Source organism: Microlunatus sp. Gsoil 973, from assembly GCF_009707365.1.
Classification (GTDB): Bacteria; Actinomycetota; Actinomycetes; order Propionibacteriales; family Propionibacteriaceae; genus Microlunatus.
On sequence record NZ_CP046122.1, the window covers coordinates 4,073,299 to 4,088,916 of the forward strand.

Genomic DNA, 15,618 nt, shown 5'->3' on the forward strand with positions numbered 1-15,618 from the left:
ATCAGCTCCAGAGTCGATCGTTGCCGTACTCGCCGTCCCAGGTGCCGGTGTCGGAGAAGAGGATCGGCGCTCGGGGATCGAGGTGTTCGGCGAACAGCTCGAGATTGATGTTCTCGAAGCCCAGCCCGGGTGCCTCGGGCACCTGGATGTAGCCGTCGGCGATGATCGGATTCGGCAACCCGGTGACCAGGTCGTTCCAGAACGGCACATCGGCCGCATGGTGTTCCAGGGCGAGGAAGTTGTGGGTCGCCGCGGCGAGATGAACGCTGGCCATCGTGGCGATCGGCGACGCGGCCAGGTGCAACGCCATCGCGATGCCCTTCTCCTCGGCGTAGTCGCCGAGCCGTTTGGTCTCGGTGATGCCGCCCGAGGTCGCCGGGTCCGGATGCACCACCCGGATGGCGCCGGCGTCCAACAGGGGCTTGAAGTTCTCGGCCAGGTAGATGTCCTCGCCGGTACAGGTCGGCACCGCAACCGCCTCGGTCAGCTGCCGCCACTGGTCGGTGAACTGCCAGGGGATCAGGTCCTCGATCCAGGCCAGGGTGTACGGCTCCAGCGCGCGCCCGATCCGGATACACGAGTCCAGCGCGATGTGGCCGAAATGATCAGCGGCCAGGGCGATGTCGTAGCCGACGACCGAGCGGACCTGCTCGACGTAGGCAGCCAACTCCTCGACACCCTTCTGGGTCACCTGGATACCGGTGAACGGGTGCATCGTGTCGTAGTCGTTCAGCGCACCGTCGGGAGCGATCAAGGTACCCGGGCGGTCCTTGAGCAGGTTGATGCCGATGTCCATCTTCAGCATCGTGTAACCCAGTGATCTCCTGCCCAGCAGCCGCTCGCCCATCTGCTGCGGATTACTCTCCGACGGAGTGTCGGCATAACAGCGGATCCGGTCCCGGAACTGACCGCCGACCAGCGCATAGGCGGGCACGCCGTACGCCTTCCCGGCCAGGTCCATCAGCGCCATCTCGATGCCGCAGACCCCGCCGCCCTGCCGGGCGTGGAAGCCGAACTGTTTGATCCTGCGGAAGATCTTGTCCAGGTTGCAGGGGTTCTCACCGATGATCCGGCTCTTCAGCATCAACGCATACGTCGCGCTGGCGCCGTCCCGCACCTCGCCGTAACCGACCAGACCCTGATTGGTCTCCAGCCGGATGATCGATGATCGGAACGGCACGCCGACCAGATTGGCGATCTTCAGGTCGGTGATCCGCAGCTGGCTCGGCCGGGAGGCGGTGTTGATGTTCTCCTCCGACAGCACGGGTGCGTCGGTCGCACTCATGATCATCTCCTCGGTGTTCACTCGCCGGCTCCGGTCGACTGCGGGACGCGGATCGGGTTGGACCGGGTCCAGTCCTGGTAGTCGGCCTCGATGTGCGACGCCCAGGTCGGGGTGTCGATCTCGGTCGTGGTGTAGATCCGCTCGGCCAGTCGCTGCTTGCCGAACAGGTCGCGGTGTGCCGTGCGCAGACTGACCGCGGCGACCTCGGAGACCAGGTGCGGCGGGATGAAGGTGACGCCCAGCTCGGTGCCCAGGACCACATCGCCCGGCAACACCGTCGTGCCGCCGATCATGATCGGCCCGTTCATCGTGCTCAGCACGACGTCGCGGATCGGCGTCGGGTCGGTGTCGCGGAAGTAGAAGTTGGCCTCGAGCTCCCGCAGTCCGGAGAGGTCGCGTACGCCGCCGTCGATCACCGCACCGACCCCGGTCCTGGACGCGACGGCGGTGCCCAGGTTGTCGCCGACGACGGTTCCGTTGACCACTTTGCCGAAGATGTCGGCGACCAGACAGTCGCCCGGCCCCAGCGCCTCGATCACCCAGGTGTTCTGGCGGTCACCGACGGTCTGCCCGATGGCAGACCCCTCGCGGACCACGGACTCGTTGAAATCGGCGCGGAACGGCATGAACCCACACGTCAGTGCGCGTCCGACGAAAGTCCGGCCGGGTGCGGACTGGGTCCAGCCGCCGACGTACTGGGCTCGGTAACCCGCCTTGTCCAGCACGGACCAGGCGTGTTCTGCGGTCGCGCCGGCGAGCGCATCGAGATCGGCCTGGTCAGGTAATGGCCGACCGTCCTCCGATCGCGGCCCGTCCCACATCGGGGTGAGATTGATGATCTGTTCGGGCGTCAGGAGCATCAGCGGTCCTCGTACACGGGAGAAGTCGGGGCAGTGTTGCGCAGGGTGCAACAGCGTTGATTATGTTTGTGGTGCCCGATGCGGGTTGTCAACCACCCTCTTGCCAGGTGGAAGCGAACGGGGACGTGACTCAATGACCGAACAGACAGCGCCCGGACCTGGGCCGAGCGGTGCGCGGTCGGCCGAGCAGGCTTCGTCGGAGCCGATCGTCGATGCTGTCGGTGAGGTGAGTTCACTGCAGGTCGCGAACAGGCAGACCTCGTCCCTGAAGCGTGGCCTGGCCGTTCTCGAGCTGGTGGCCCGGGCGGGCAAGGACGGCGTCGGGGTTACCGAAGTGGCGGCCCAGGTCGGCCTGGACAAGTCGTCTGCGTCCAGGATCCTGGCGACTCTCGGCGAGCTCGGTTACGTCCGGCAGGACATCAACCGGCGCTACTTCACCACGCCGAAACTGGGCAAACTCGCCCACCGCCGACCCGGCGTTCAGGATGTGGCGGCGCTGGCCAGGGATCGGCTGGAGGAACTGCACGCGCAGCACGACGAGGCGATCCACCTCGCCGTGGTCAACGGCGGCGAAATGCTGTTCCTGGACTATCTGCAGACGACCAAGGCGGTGCGTACCGAGATCCCGATGGTTCCCCGGCCGATCCACGAGGTGGCGGTCGGGATCGCGGTGCTCGCCGCGGTCGACCACGACGAACGGACGCAATTGATGCGCGAGTCGATGGCGGCAGCAGGCCGGCGGCTGGGTCGTGCGGAGCGGGTGGCCTTGTCGGCACAGGTGGAGCAGGCCCAGGAACGCGGTTGGGCGACGATCGAGAACAACGACGACATCACCCGGGTGGCGGTCGCTCTGGTCGATGCCTCGGGCCGGCCGGTCGGCGCCATCTCGATGTCCGGCCCCAGCTATCGGATCGATCCGGTATTCGACCGGATCGCCGCGGACACGATCACCGCCGCCACAGACATCAGCGCCGCTCTCCGCGTCTGACCACGGACTCCTGGACTCGCCAGACCGCGGCCCGCCGACCTCCCGCCGCCCCCGACTCCGAAGCTCAAACTTTGCGCCAGTGGCCCAAAAAACCGCCGATTTGGAGCCGTACCGACAAACTTTGATCTTGCGGATTCGCCGCGGTCACCGATCGCAGCCGCTGGACCGCGGCCCGTCGATCGGCCATCGACAGGGTCGGCACCATCGGCGGTCGGTCCGGCCGTAATGTCTGGTCACGGGCACAGAGGCGACGAGGTGGCGGATATGGCGATATTCCACGGGGCATTCGACGGCAGGGTTCCCGACGGACTCCCAATCGGTGACGACTGGCTCGGAGTCGAGAACACCGAGCAGATCAGCTTTCCCTACGACGGGTCGGCAGTCGGTACGGCGCCGGTCGGCAATGTCGAGTTGGCCGTGCGGGCGATCTCCGAAGCCGTGAGGGTCCGCGGGCAGGTCGCGCGGCTGCCCTCCCATGTCCGCCGGTCCGCGTTGCAGCAGACCCATCGGATGCTCGCCGAGCACCGCGTGGAGTTCGAGGAGTTGCTGATCCTGGAGACCGCGAAACCTCGGATCGATTGCCGGGTGGAGATCGACCGCACCCTGCTCACCGTGCAGACCGCGGCCGAGGAGGTGGCCCGGCTGCACGGCGAAACGGTGCCGCTGGACCTGTTGCCCAGCGGCGACGGCCTGGTCGGCTTCTGGACCCGCCGGCCGATCGGTGTGGTGATCGGGATCGCCGGTTTCAACTACCCGTTGCTGTTGGCCTCCCACAAGCTCGCACCTGCGCTCGCGGCCGGCTGCCCGGTGATCATCAAACCGGCGCCGCAGACACCGCTGGCGACGCTGTGGCTGGTGCGGCTGGTGCGCGAGGCGCTGGTCGCTGCCGGCGGCCCGGCCGCTGCCGTCCAGCTGATCACCGGCGGAGCCGATGTCGGAGTGGCGCTGACCACCGACCGCCGGATCGGCGCGGTGTCCTTCACCGGATCCGCTGCGGTGGGGCATCGGATAGCCCGGGATGCCGCACCGACCAAGGTCCTGCTCGAGTTGGGCTCGAACGCAGCACTGGTCGTCGCGGCCGATGCTGATCTTGACGCCGCCGTGGACGCGGTGATCCGCGGCGGCTACTACGCCTCAGGTCAGGCGTGCATCAGTGTGCAGCGGGTGATCGTCGTGGAAGCCGTCCGAGACGCGTTCCTCGACCGGCTGTCGGCCCGGATGGCTGACGTCGTGGTCGGTGACCCGAGAGATCCCGCAACCCGGGTGTCGACGTTGATCAATTCCGCCGGAACCGATCGGGTGCTCGCCTGGATCGGACAAGCTGCAGAGAACGGCGCCAAGGTCGTCACCGGCGGCGGACTGACCTCCGACGGTGTGATCGAGCCGACGGTGCTGCTTGACGTGCCGGCAAGGCTTGACGCCTGGAACGAGGAGATCTTCGGTCCGGTTGTGGCCGTACGGTCGGTTCCTGATCTTGAGGCTGCGTTCGCCGCGGTCAACGAATCGCGGTACGGGTTGCACGTCAGCGTCTTCACCGAGTCGTTGGGTGCCGCGTTCGGTGCGATCGAGGAGATCGAGGCCGGTGGCGTGGTGATCAACGAAGTGCCGGGATTCCGATCGGATGTGATGCCGTACGGGGGCGTGAAGGATTCCGGCAGCGGTCGTGAAGGACCACGGTTCGCGATCGAGGAGTTGACCGTCACCCGAATGGCAGTGATCCGGCCGAGCGCGAAGGGACGATCATGACGCAGACACCGGCGACAGCAGAGCCGAACAGGTACGGCAACCTCTTCCGGCTGGACGGTCGCCGGGCACTGGTGATCGGCGCCGGCAGCGGTATCGGGCGGGAGAGTGCGCTGGCCCTGGCAGCCCACGGCGCACAGGTGATCTGCGCTGATCGTGATCTTGCCGCGGCCGAGCTGACGGCGCAGACGGCCGACGGCCTGACAGCTCGGGAACTCGACGTGCTTGATCACGATGCCGTCCGGCAGGCAGCCGCCGATCTTGTGGTCGACGTCCTGGTGTTCACCGCGGCGACCAATGTGCGCAAGCGGCTGGTCGACTACAGCGGCGAGGAGTTCGACCGGGTCGTGGCACTGAACCTGCGCTCGGCTTTCGAGCTCATCCGGTCGTTCGGGCCGGGGATGGCCGAGCGAGGTCGAGGCAGCGTGATCGGCTTCACTTCGATCCGTGCGGTGACGGTCGAACCGGGCCAGGGCGTGTACGCGGCCACCAAGGCCGGGCTGCTGCAGCTGATGCGAACGGCGGCCGCCGAACTCGGGCCACAGGGCGTCCGCTGCAATGTGATCGCGCCGGGAGTGGTCGAGACTCCGCTCACCGCGCAGATCCGCGACGTCCCGGACTGGTACGAGGCATACGCCGCCAAGAGCGCCCTCGGCCGGTGGGCGAGGCCGGAGGAACTGGCCGGTGCCGTGGTCTACCTGGCCTCGGACGCTTCGAGTTTCGTCACCGGCAGCCAGCTGATGGTGGACGGTGGCTGGACCGCGATCGACGGGCGCTACACCCCGCCCGGCTGACTCGCGAGACGTTCGAGGAGTTGCTTGTGTCGCGCCGGCCACTCCTCGGCGAGGATCGAGTAGAGCGCTGAGTCCCGGAGCCGACCCTCCTCACCGGGCGCCCAGGATCGGGACCACCGACGGAGCACGCCCCCGAAGGTGGCACCGATGGCCTCGATGGCCGCCCGTGAGCGACTGTTGCGAGCGTCGGTCTTCAGATCCACGCGGGCCACCCCGAACTGCTCGAAGGCGTATCGGGGAGCAGCAGCTTGGCCTCGGTGTTGATGCCGCGACCCTGGGCTGAGGCGGCGAGACGGGCGGGATTGTCTGCCATGCAGAGAGGTTTCCAACAGCTGGGAAGTTCGTGCTGAGACTACCCAGCACGAACTTCCCAGCAGTCGGGTTCAGGACTGAGCTGCGAAGTCTTCGGCGGTCAGCGGCCTGCTGAGCTCGGCCAGTTGGCCGATCCGGATCCGGTTGCCGAACGGGTCGCGGACCCCGAAATCGATACCGTACGGCTGCCGGTTGGGGCCGTCGGCGATCTCGACGCCCCGGGCGACCAATTCATCGTGGGTGGCCTGGGCGTCGTCAGTGGTGAAGAGCAGCCAGCCGCCCATCGCGCCCTTGGTGAGCAGATCGCGTACCTGAGCGGCGGTCTGCTCGTCCAGCGCCGGCGGGCCGGGCCGCTCGAGCAACACCTTGCGGTCGGGCTGACCCGCCGGATGGACGGTGAGCCAGCGCATGAAGCCGAAGTCGATGTCCTCGGCCACTTCGAAGCCGAGCTTGTTCACGTAGAAGTCCAGAGCCTGGTCCTGGTCGAGGACGAAGATCTGCGACTGGAGGACTGAGTTGATCATGACTTGAACCTACGGCGTGGCTCCGGTCGGCTGCTTATCCGAAACTGCTCGATTGCCCGGTCCGATCCGGCGGTCCGGTCGGTCGCCGATGGGCGCGTCCAGGCCATGACGAAACATCCGGGCACCGGCGCGATCGGTCCTCGCCTGCGATGCGCTGTCGGGGTCTCTCCGACGATCGCGGTGAACGTCCGGCTGAAGGTGCCGAGGCTGGAGAACCCGACCTGGAAGCAGATCTCGGTCACCGGCCGGTCGGTGTTGCGGAGCAGGTACATCGCTCGCTCCACGCGGCGCCGCTGCAGGTAGCGGTGTGGTGTCTCGTGGAAGGTTGCGGCGAACGCGCGGATGAAATGCGACTCCGACACGTGCGCGATCCGGGCCAGTGCCGGGATGTCGAGGGGTTCGGCGTAGGTGCGGTCCATTGCATCCCGCGCCCGCAACATCCGGCGGTTCTGGTCCTCGATCGCGTCCTGCCTCGTGCTCATGGTTCTCCCGGGCCGGTGGGCTCGGGCTCACGACCGTCGGGCACGGAGGAAGCGGCAGCCCCGGACCATTTGGGGCCGGGCGGTCGGACCGCTGCCATCTTCTCCAGCAGCACGACCGGGTCGGTGTCGATCTGCAGCGCATCGCGATACTCCTCACGCAGGAAGCCCTCGGCCACCATGTGATCCAGCAACGGCGTCATCCGGCTGTAGAAGCCCGCGACGTCGAGCAGCCCGATCGGCTTGTCGTGCAGGCCGAGCTGGGCCCAGGTCCACACCTCGAACAACTCCTCCAGCGTGCCGGCGCCACCGGGCAGGGCGATGAACCCGTCGGCCAGTTCCTCCATCCGCGCCTTGCGCTGGTGCATCGTCGTCACCTCGTACAACTCGGTCAGCCCGGGGTGGGCGATCTCCCGGTCGACCAACTGGGTCGGAATGACCCCGTACACCGTGCCGCCCGCGGCCAGCGTCGCATCCGCGAGGACACCCATCGTGCCGACGGTCGCGCCGCCGTAGACCAGGCCGATCCGCCGTTCGGCGAAGAGCCGGCCGAGCCCGGTCGCCGCGTCGGCGTAGGCCGGGATCCGACCGGGAGAGGAACCACAGAAGACACAGATCCGCACGAGGCCAACGCTATCGATCGCACCTAACAGCAAGACGGCGATTGATACGGCTCACAACGATCTTGGGGCTGTTGGCGGTGTTCCTGGCGATCAGTGGAGTGGTCGGGGTCTCTTCATGCCACGGACCGTCGGGATGACTCTGGAAGAGATCGAAGCAGCCCCGGGGAACCGGTCGATCGGCGCCCGCCACGTAGGGTGGGCGTGTATTGCGGGCTGATAACAGGCGGTGTCGATGCTCTGGTCCAACAGGCGGTTCGGGTTAGCTTGGCGGCGGTCTCTTCCTTCCCCGACACAAGGAGACGCTGTGGCAATCGTGCCCCTGCGCCGTACGCTCTTGACCTCGATCGCGGCTGCCGCGGTCGCCGCTGCGCTGGCCGGCTGTGGTTCCGTCCCGGACCGCACTGCCGCACCGCAGGATCGGGCAGGCACATCGGCAACCTCCGCGGCTCCGTCGCCGTCGGGTTCGAAGCCGACCTCGGCGATCCCCAGCGCTGAGGCGAGCGAGGCGTCGAAGGCCCCGTCAACCGCTCCTGCGTCGCGCAAGCCCGCCAAGAGTCCGGCCAAGGAAACCCCGAAACCGGCTGCGGTGATCTTCAAGCCCGGCGATGAGGGCACGAGGGTCCGCGAACTCCAGGCACGACTCAAGCAGCTCGACTGGTACACCGCCGACGTCACCGATCAGTACGACGACCGCACGACGACCGCAGTCAAGGGATTCCAGCAGAAACGCGAGCTGCCCGGCACCGGAACGGTGGACGCCAAGACCTGGTCCCGGCTGGTCGCGATGACGAAGGAACCGACTCATGATCAGCTGTACAACATCGTCCATGCCGGGCCGGCGATCCTGGACAAGGGTGATCAGAGCCAGCAGGTCCGCCAACTGCAGGCCCGGCTGAAGCAGCTCGACTGGTTCTCCGAGAAGGTGACCGGCTTCTACGGTTCGGTGACGACCGCGGCGGTCCGCGGCTTCCAGGACAAGCGCGGCCTGCCGACCACCGGCGCCGTGGACCAGGCGACGTGGGACCGGCTGGTCGCGATGACCCGTGAGCCGACCGCGGCCGAACTGTCCGGCGAGACCGCCGCCGACCGTCCGGTCTCGACCGGGCAGCTCGATCCGCGGTGCCTGACCGGTCGGGCGATGTGCATCGACAAGACAACAGACCAGCTTGTCTGGGTGATCGACGGCAAGCCGCAACTGCACTTCGACGTCCGCTTCGGCGCCGACACCACACCGACCCGCGAGGGCTCCTTCGCGGTCGGCTGGAAGGCCAGGGACTGGACCTCGACGCTCTACCACTCCGAGATGCCGTACTCGATGTTCTTCTCCGGCGGGCAGGCGGTGCACTACTCCTCCGATTTCGCAGCCCGCGGTTACAACGGGGCGTCGCACGGCTGCGTCAACGTTCGCGACTATGCCGGCATCCAGAACCTGTTCGGCCAGGTCCGGGTCGGGGACAAGGTGATCGTCTACCGCAGTTAGGGCGTACGTTGGCAGTGTGACGCAGCAGCCACCAGCGGGAACAGGACTCGGATTCGGAGCCCTGTTCACCAAGCATGTGGTCAGCGCCCGCTATGTTGCCGGCGCCTGGTCCGGCTTCGAGCTGCGTGCCTTCGAGGATCTGCGATTCTCCCCGGCGGCGATGGTGATGCACTACGGCCAGGCGATCTTCGAAGGGCTGAAGGCGTTCCGATCGACCGCCGCGGATGAGGTGCTGATCTTTCGCGCCGCCGACTGCGCGCGCCGGTTCGATCGCAGCGCGACGCGGATGGCCATGCCGCCGCTGCCGGCCGGCATGTTCGTCGATGCGGTACGCACCCTGGTCGAGGCAGATGCTGCCGAGGTGCCGTCGGCACCGGGCAGCTCCCTCTACATCCGCCCGGTGATGGTCGCCGACGAACCGTCTCTTGCAGTACGGCCGTCGATCGAGTTCAGCTTCCTGGTGCTCGCGTCGCCTGTCGACAGCTTCTTCGCCAGCGGCCGGAGCATGATCGACGCGTACGCCCAACGCGATCACATCCGTGCGGCACTCGGTGGGACCGGTGACGTCAAGTGCGCCGGCAACTACGCCGGTGCGATGGCCGCCAAGGCCGACGCCCAGGCACACAACTGTGACGAGGTGCTCTGGCTGGACGCCCGGGAACACCGCGACGTCGAGGAGTTCGGTGCGATGAACTGCTTCGTCGTCCGCGGCGAAGATGATCATGCCGAGTTGATCACCCCTGGGCTGGGCGGCACCATCCTGCCCGGGCACACCCGGGCGACGGTGATCACCTTGGCCGGCCGACGCGGACTGACCGTGCGCGAGGAACCGATCGAGCTCAGCCAGGTCCTCGACCCGTACGGTCCGGTGTCCGAGGTGTTCGCCTGCGGTACGGCGGCCGGTGTCGCGCCGGTACACCGGATCCTCACCGACACCGGCGAGGAACGGACCATCGGGGACCGGCCCGGTCCGGTCACCTCCCTACTGGCCGCCGACTACGTCGCGGTGACCCACGGAGAGCTGGAACCCGAACCGGACTGGATCACCAAGATCGCCGGTTGACCGGTCGGGGTGACTGCGTGGCCGCCGGAGACACGGTTTAGCGTGTGCTCTAGCCGAGCTGAGGAGATCGCCGTGACTGCTTCCGTTGACAGTGCAATTCCGGAGACCATGAAGGCCGTCATCTGTCACGGGCCGGAGAACTACACCCTGGAAGAGATTGCGGTGCCCAGGCCCGGCCCCGGCGAGATCCTGGTCAGGGTCGAGGCGGTCGGCATCTGTGCCAGCGACCTGAAGTGCTACCACGGCGCGGCCAAGTTCTGGGGTGATGCGAACCGGCCGGCCTGGGCCGAGACCGAGGTCGTCCCCGGCCACGAATTCGTCGGCACTGTGGTCCAGCTCGACGATCAGGCCCGGCAGACGCGCGGTGTCGACGTCGGCGACCGGGTCACCGCCGAGCAGATCGTGCCCTGCTGGAAGTGCCGCTACTGCGTACGTGGTGAGTACTGGATGTGCGGGCCGCACGACATGCACGGCTTCAAGCGTGCCAACCCCGGCGCGATGGCCGAGTACATGATCTATTCCACCAATGCGCTGGTCCACAAGATCAGCAAGGAGCTGCCGGCGCATCAGGCGGCCTTCGTGGAACCGTTGTCGTGTTCGTTGCACGCCGTCGAGCGCGCCAACATCAGGTTCGACGATGTCGTGGTCGTCGCCGGTGCGGGTCCGATCGGGCTGGGGATGATCGCCGGAGCCAAGGCCAAGAGCCCCAGACTGCTGATCGCCCTGGATGTTGCACCGAACAAGCTGGACCTGGCGAAGGCCTGCGGTGCGGACCTGACCTTCAACATCGCCGAGACCGATGTGGTCGAGGAGATCAAGAACCTGACCGACGGCTACGGCGCCGACGTCTACATCGAGGGCACCGGGCATCCGTCGGCCGTGCCGCAGGGCCTGAATCTGCTGCGCAAGCTGGGAACCTACGTCGAATACAGCGTCTTCGGCTCCGACGTGACGGTGGACTGGTCGATCATCTCCGACGACAAGGAGCTCAACGTCCTCGGCGCCCACCTCGGCCCGCACACCTGGCCCGCCGCGATCAGGATGCTGGAGTCTCAGACGCTGCCGATGGACCGGATCTGCACCCACCAGTTCCCGTTGGAGAAGTTCCAGGAGGGATTGGACATGGTCGCCGACGGCAGCAAGTCGATCAAGGTCTCCCTGATCCCCTGACCGTCACCACCTCGCCCCGGCCCGCGCCGCCCCCATTGCCGCACCACCTGCTGCATCCCGCACCGTGTGTACGCGGTGCGGCGTGCAGCAGGTGGTGCGGGAGAGGGCTCGGGGCCGCATCGCCCCGGAGGCGGGTTCCCGCAGGCCTTCGGGTTCCCGCGCGGAGCGGGATAGGGTGCCTGGGTGATCGAATATCGGACCCCCGCCGAGCTGGACGAGATGCGCCCGGCCGGTCGTTTCGTGGCCGACGTCCTCAGCACGCTGGCCCGGGAGGCAACGGTCGGCAGCAACCTGCTTGACCTCGACGCGCTGGCGCACGAGATGATCAAGAAGCGTGGAGCCGAGTCCTGCTACATCGACTACCACCCGTCGTTCGGCGCCATGCCCTTCGGCAAGGTGCTGTGTACGTCGGTCAACGACGCAGTGCTGCACGGGCTGCCGTACGACTACGACCTCGCCGACGGCGACATGGTCAGCTTCGACTTCGCCGCGTCGGTCGACGGCTGGGTCACCGATTCCGCCCTCACGGTGATCGTGGGTGAACCGCGGCCCGAGGACCAGCGCCTGATCGAGATCACCAACCAGGCGCTGCAGGCCGGAATCGCGCAGGCCAGGGTCGGCAATCGGCTCGGCGACATCTCGGCCGCCATCGGCGCGGTGGCCAAACAGAACCGGCTCAAGGTCAATCTCGAGTTCGGCGGTCACGGCGTCGGGCACACGATGCACGGTGATCCGCATGTGCCCAACAACGGTCGTCGCGGCAAGGGGCTGCCGCTGCGGCCCGGCCTGGTGCTGGCCATCGAACCGTGGTTCCTGCACACCACCGACCGGATCCACACCGACCGTGACGGCTGGACCCTGCGCAGCGTCGACGGCTCGCGCGGCGCACATGCCGAACACACGATTGCGGTCACCGAGGGTGATCCGCTGGTCCTCACTGCCCGAGACTGACCGTCACGCCCGCGTTCGCCGCTGCGGCGCCTGATGCCGGCGCGGTCCCGGCGGCTGTTCCGGTCAGCGAGACCACCCGATCGCAGCGTTCCATCACCCGCGGGTCGTGAGTGATCACCAGTACGGCTGCCCGCCGGTCGAGGCGACCGATGACCTCCAGAACATGGTCGGCGGTGTCCCGGTCGAGATGTTCGGTCGGTTCGTCGAGCACCAGCAGTTGATGATCCCCGTCGACCAGCCGGGCCACGGCCAGCCGGGACAGCGCCAGCCGACGCGCCTCGCCACCTGACAGTGCCGCACCGAACTCACCGACCAGCCGGTCAGCCGGAAAGTCAAGATCAACTTCGCCCAATGCGCGCCGTACCTGATCGTCGCTCGCCGCACGAGCACCGATCCGGACGTTCTCGGCGACGGTGGTGTCGAAGATGTGTGCGTCCTGGGCCAGATAACCCACCCGCTCGGCGACGGCGAGGCTGCCGGCCAGTGGTGGGAGGTGGCCCATCACCGTGGCGGCCAGCGTCGACTTCCCGATCCCGCTCGGTCCGACCAGTGCCACCCGTTCGCCGGCGCGTACGACAAGATCAAGATCACGAACGACCGGGACAGCGCCCGGCCAGCCGGCGGTCAGTCGACGGATCGCCAGCGGCACGCCCGGCTCGGCCGACAGCCGAGCGACGAGCGGTGCCGGGTCGACCGGAGCGATCAGTTCCCGGGCCCGCTGCAATGCGGCCCGGGTACGGCGCCAGACGACTGCTGTCGCCGGCAGGGTGGCGACCACCTCGTGCAGGGCGAGCGGAGTCAGCGCGAGTACAGCCAGGAAGACCGGATCCACCGTGCCGGCCGCAACCGCCCGACCGCCGATGATCATCGAGCCGATGATCACCGCTCCGGTGCACAGCCACTGCAGTGCGGTCATCAGCCCCGATGTCCAGGCCGTGCGGCGCTCGGCAGCGGCCAGTCGAGCATCGATCGCCGCCAACCGATCCAGGGCAGCCGGTTCGGCGCCGAACGCGACCAGGTCCTCCCGGCTCCGGCCGATCTCGGCGACTTCATCGGCCAGCCGTGCCCGCAGCGGGACCAGCTGGTCGGCCGCTCGGGCGGCCAGTCGTCCCGCGCACCAGGGCAGGACGGCGCCGGAGACCGCGGAGCCCGCCAACAACAGCACGCCGGCCGGTGCAGAGATCACCGACAGGGCCGTACCCGCTGCAACGATCACCAGTGCTGTGGAGACGGCCGGAACGATCACCCGGACCACGAGATCCTGGACCGCATCGAGATCGGAGGTCACCCGGGTGAGCAGGTCGCCGCTCCGCCGCAGCGCTGACCCGTCGGCCAGCCGTTGGTAGGCCCGCACCCGGAGACTCGCCTGCAGTCCCAGTGCGATGTCGTGGCCGGCCAGCCGCTCCCGGTAGCGGAACACTCCGCGGGCCAGGCCGAGCGCGCGGACAGCGACGATCGCACACATCAGGTAGAGCACCGGCGGATGCTGTGCGGCGCGGGAGAGCAGCCACGCCGACACGGCCATCAGTCCGACCGCGGACAGCTGCGCGACAACACCCAGCACAACCGGACGCAGCAGCGAACCAAGCCGCTGCCGGGAGTCGCCGACCAGACGGCTGAGCAGGGTGATCATGATCGGACCCGCATCGGTACCACGTGATCGGCTGCCGCGAGAACTGCCGGGCGGTGCGATACCACCACCGCTGTTACGCCCAGATCCTTGATCATGGCGATGGCGTCGAGTTCGTTGTCCTCGTCCAGGCCGGCCGTCGGTTCGTCCAGCAGCAACAGCCGTCCGCTCCCGTACCGGATCCGCAGCCAGGCTCTGGCCAGGGCGACCCGGCGCAACTCACCCGCGGACAGCCCGGCTCCTTCGTCCACCCGCCGGCCCGGATCAAGATCGACACCGGCTGCGAAGAGCGCCCGGGCGATCTGGTCATCGGTCGCGGTCGACAGACCCAGGCGTACGTTGTCGGCGACCGTACCGCGAAGCAGGGCTGGTTCCTGGCCGACCCAGGCAACGGCCTGCTGGAGCTCGGATTGATCGATACGCCTGGTGTCGGTGCCGTTGATCATGATCTGCCCGGTGGTCGGCGTCAGCCAACCGGTGAGCATCCGCAACAGTGTCGACTTGCCGGAGCCGCTGGCGCCCCAGAGCACCGTGACGTCGCCGACGGGTGCGACGAGGGTGACCCGTTCCAACGCCGGCGCGGACGCTCCCGGGAAGGTGTAGCCGACGTCTCGGACGAGGATCTCGAGCGGTCCTTCGGGCATCGCCCGGCCCGCCGCCGTCGGGGAGGTTGTCGTCGCCGTGGGGTGCTTGCCGATCAGGTCGAAGGCTGCCCGCGCCGCGGCAGCGCCGCCGGCGGCATCGTGGTAGTGCACGCCGACCTTGCGCAGCGGCAGGTACGCCTCTGGTGCCAGCACCAGGACGAACAGCGAGGTCTGCAGGTCGACCTGACCGGCGATGACCCGCAGGCCGATCACCACCGCGACGATCGCGACCGACAGCGTTGCCAGCAGTTCGAGCACCAACGCCGACAACAGTGCGACCCGCAACGTCGCCATGGTCTCGACCCGGTTGGCCTCACCCGACCGACGCAGACCCTCGGCCTGGCCCTTGGCACGGCCGAACGCGCGCAAGGTCGGCAGCCCAGCGACCAGATCGATGAAGTGGTGGGACAGCCTGGCCTGCACCTGCCAGCGACGGCCGGTGATCTTCTCCGTCGTCCAGCCGACCAGGGCCATGAAGAGCGGGATCAACGGCAGCGTGAGGGCGATGATCACCGCGCTGAGCAGATCCTCGAAGGCGATGGCGATCCCGATGACCGACGGCACCGTGACTGCGAGCACCAGTTGCGGCAGATAGCGGGCGAAGTAGCCGTCAAGATCATCCAGGCCGCTGGTGATCAAGGTGATCACCGTGCCGCGGTCCGGCTGGTCGGTGTCCGGTCGGAGGTAGGACGCGGCAACCTCCCGGCGGAGTTGCGACTTCACTGCGGCCGACGTCCGAACCGCGACCAGATCGGACAGCCACGACAGCCCGCCACGGGCTACGAAGGCGGCAGCGAGCCAGGGCGCGGCGGCGACGATCGGCGCAACGCTGCGCCGGTCGAACGCCACACCGACGCCGTACGCGATGAACCAGGCGATCGCCACGATGCTGACCGCGGTGAGCGTGCCCAGCAGCGATGTCGCGACAAGCTGCCAGCGAACCGCCGAGGCGCGGCGGATCAGCCGGGGATCCAATGGCCCACGTCGGGCGGCCGCCGGTCGGTCCCCGCGGACCGGGCTGGGGCCGGCAGCTGGCTGCGGTGCAGTGCGGGCCAGGTCGTTGATCGCCATG

At 67.9% G+C, this 15,618-nt stretch carries 15 protein-coding genes; 7 read left to right on the plus strand and 8 right to left on the minus strand.

Going from position 1 to position 15,618, the window contains the following annotated elements; translation table 11 throughout:
* Position 1: 1 nt before the first annotated feature.
* The gene (locus GJV80_RS19165) at positions 2-1,285 is read right to left on the minus strand and encodes a mandelate racemase/muconate lactonizing enzyme family protein (RefSeq protein WP_154689270.1); all 1,284 of its coding nucleotides are present in this window, start codon (positions 1,283-1,285) and stop codon (positions 2-4) included.
* 17 nt (positions 1,286-1,302) lie between these two features.
* Positions 1,303-2,145, minus strand: coding sequence for an RraA family protein (locus tag GJV80_RS19170; RefSeq protein WP_154689271.1), 843 nt, complete (start codon positions 2,143-2,145; stop codon positions 1,303-1,305).
* 133 nt (positions 2,146-2,278) lie between these two features.
* Here GJV80_RS19170 and GJV80_RS19175 point away from each other — a divergent pair, with 133 nt between their 5' ends.
* From GJV80_RS19175 to GJV80_RS19185, 3 genes are all read left to right on the plus strand, one after another.
* Positions 2,279-3,133: an IclR family transcriptional regulator gene (locus GJV80_RS19175; protein ID WP_195909017.1), complete on the plus strand. Its 855-nt coding sequence runs from the start codon at positions 2,279-2,281 to the stop codon at positions 3,131-3,133.
* Between the two features lie 264 nt (positions 3,134-3,397).
* Positions 3,398-4,879 (plus strand): aldehyde dehydrogenase family protein, encoded by a 1,482-nt coding sequence (locus GJV80_RS19180; protein WP_154689273.1) that lies wholly within the window; start codon positions 3,398-3,400, stop codon positions 4,877-4,879.
* The gene (locus GJV80_RS19185) at positions 4,876-5,670 is read left to right on the plus strand and encodes an SDR family NAD(P)-dependent oxidoreductase (protein ID WP_154689274.1); all 795 of its coding nucleotides are present in this window, start codon (positions 4,876-4,878) and stop codon (positions 5,668-5,670) included. Before GJV80_RS19180 ends, GJV80_RS19185 begins: the two co-directional genes overlap by 4 nt.
* On the opposite strand, the gene GJV80_RS19190 is transcribed toward GJV80_RS19185, so the two are convergent.
* The 4 genes from GJV80_RS19190 to GJV80_RS19205 all read right to left on the minus strand — a co-directional run bounded on the left by GJV80_RS19190 (position 5,652) and on the right by GJV80_RS19205 (position 7,608).
* Entirely contained in the window at positions 5,652-5,873 is a 222-nt protein-coding gene (locus GJV80_RS19190; protein WP_230207857.1) for a GNAT family N-acetyltransferase, read from the minus strand. The genes GJV80_RS19185 and GJV80_RS19190 overlap by 19 nt on opposite strands.
* Positions 5,874-6,053: 180 nt before the next feature.
* A complete protein-coding gene (locus tag GJV80_RS19195) occupies positions 6,054-6,506 on the minus strand; it encodes a VOC family protein (protein ID WP_154689275.1) in 453 nt (150 codons plus the stop codon).
* Positions 6,503-6,988 carry a helix-turn-helix domain-containing protein gene (locus GJV80_RS19200; RefSeq protein ID WP_154689276.1) on the minus strand — a complete coding sequence of 162 codons (486 nt, stop codon included), beginning with the start codon at positions 6,986-6,988 and terminating at the stop codon, positions 6,503-6,505. Before GJV80_RS19200 ends, GJV80_RS19195 begins: the two co-directional genes overlap by 4 nt.
* Positions 6,985-7,608, minus strand: coding sequence for a TIGR00730 family Rossman fold protein (locus tag GJV80_RS19205; protein ID WP_154689277.1), 624 nt, complete (start codon positions 7,606-7,608; stop codon positions 6,985-6,987). Before GJV80_RS19205 ends, GJV80_RS19200 begins: the two co-directional genes overlap by 4 nt.
* A gap of 304 nt (positions 7,609-7,912) precedes the next feature.
* Here GJV80_RS19205 and GJV80_RS19210 point away from each other — a divergent pair, with 304 nt between their 5' ends.
* From GJV80_RS19210 to map, 4 genes are all read left to right on the plus strand, one after another.
* Positions 7,913-9,088 (plus strand): peptidoglycan-binding protein, encoded by a 1,176-nt coding sequence (locus GJV80_RS19210; protein ID WP_154689278.1) that lies wholly within the window; start codon positions 7,913-7,915, stop codon positions 9,086-9,088.
* Positions 9,089-9,104: 16 nt separating this feature from the next.
* Positions 9,105-10,151 carry a branched-chain amino acid aminotransferase gene (locus GJV80_RS19215; protein ID WP_154689279.1) on the plus strand — a complete coding sequence of 349 codons (1,047 nt, stop codon included), beginning with the start codon at positions 9,105-9,107 and terminating at the stop codon, positions 10,149-10,151.
* A gap of 108 nt (positions 10,152-10,259) precedes the next feature.
* Positions 10,260-11,321, plus strand: coding sequence for an alcohol dehydrogenase catalytic domain-containing protein (locus GJV80_RS19220; protein ID WP_154690381.1), 1,062 nt, complete (start codon positions 10,260-10,262; stop codon positions 11,319-11,321).
* Between the two features lie 183 nt (positions 11,322-11,504).
* The gene (gene map / locus GJV80_RS19225; protein WP_154689280.1) at positions 11,505-12,272 is read left to right on the plus strand and encodes a type I methionyl aminopeptidase; all 768 of its coding nucleotides are present in this window, start codon (positions 11,505-11,507) and stop codon (positions 12,270-12,272) included.
* On the opposite strand, the gene cydC is transcribed toward map, so the two are convergent.
* Together cydC and cydD are read right to left on the minus strand one after the other, a co-directional pair.
* Positions 12,256-13,905 carry a thiol reductant ABC exporter subunit CydC gene (cydC, locus tag GJV80_RS19230; RefSeq protein WP_154689281.1) on the minus strand — a complete coding sequence of 550 codons (1,650 nt, stop codon included), beginning with the start codon at positions 13,903-13,905 and terminating at the stop codon, positions 12,256-12,258. The genes map and cydC overlap by 17 nt on opposite strands.
* Positions 13,902-15,617: a thiol reductant ABC exporter subunit CydD gene (cydD, locus tag GJV80_RS19235; RefSeq protein ID WP_154689282.1), complete on the minus strand. Its 1,716-nt coding sequence runs from the start codon at positions 15,615-15,617 to the stop codon at positions 13,902-13,904. Before cydD ends, cydC begins: the two co-directional genes overlap by 4 nt.
* Position 15,618: the final 1 nt, after the last annotated feature.

What these genes read in the sequence shown, in the direction of transcription:
- GJV80_RS19185 (WP_154689274.1), top strand. Translation starts at nt 4,876, where the DNA reads ATGACGCAGACACCGGCGACAGCAGAGCCGAACAGGTACGGCAACCTC.
- GJV80_RS19200 (WP_154689276.1), bottom strand. Translation starts at nt 6,988, where the DNA reads ATGAGCACGAGGCAGGACGCGATCGAGGACCAGAACCGCCGGATGTTG.
- cydD (WP_154689282.1), bottom strand. Translation starts at nt 15,617, where the DNA reads ATGGCGATCAACGACCTGGCCCGCACTGCACCGCAGCCAGCTGCCGGC.
- GJV80_RS19180 (WP_154689273.1), top strand. Translation starts at nt 3,398, where the DNA reads ATGGCGATATTCCACGGGGCATTCGACGGCAGGGTTCCCGACGGACTC.
- GJV80_RS19165 (WP_154689270.1), bottom strand. Translation starts at nt 1,285, where the DNA reads ATGAGTGCGACCGACGCACCCGTGCTGTCGGAGGAGAACATCAACACC.
- cydC (WP_154689281.1), bottom strand. Translation starts at nt 13,905, where the DNA reads ATGATCACCCTGCTCAGCCGTCTGGTCGGCGACTCCCGGCAGCGGCTT.
- GJV80_RS19175 (WP_195909017.1), top strand. Translation starts at nt 2,279, where the DNA reads ATGACCGAACAGACAGCGCCCGGACCTGGGCCGAGCGGTGCGCGGTCG.
- GJV80_RS19195 (WP_154689275.1), bottom strand. Translation starts at nt 6,506, where the DNA reads ATGATCAACTCAGTCCTCCAGTCGCAGATCTTCGTCCTCGACCAGGAC.
- GJV80_RS19220 (WP_154690381.1), top strand. Translation starts at nt 10,260, where the DNA reads ATGAAGGCCGTCATCTGTCACGGGCCGGAGAACTACACCCTGGAAGAG.
- GJV80_RS19170 (WP_154689271.1), bottom strand. Translation starts at nt 2,145, where the DNA reads ATGCTCCTGACGCCCGAACAGATCATCAATCTCACCCCGATGTGGGAC.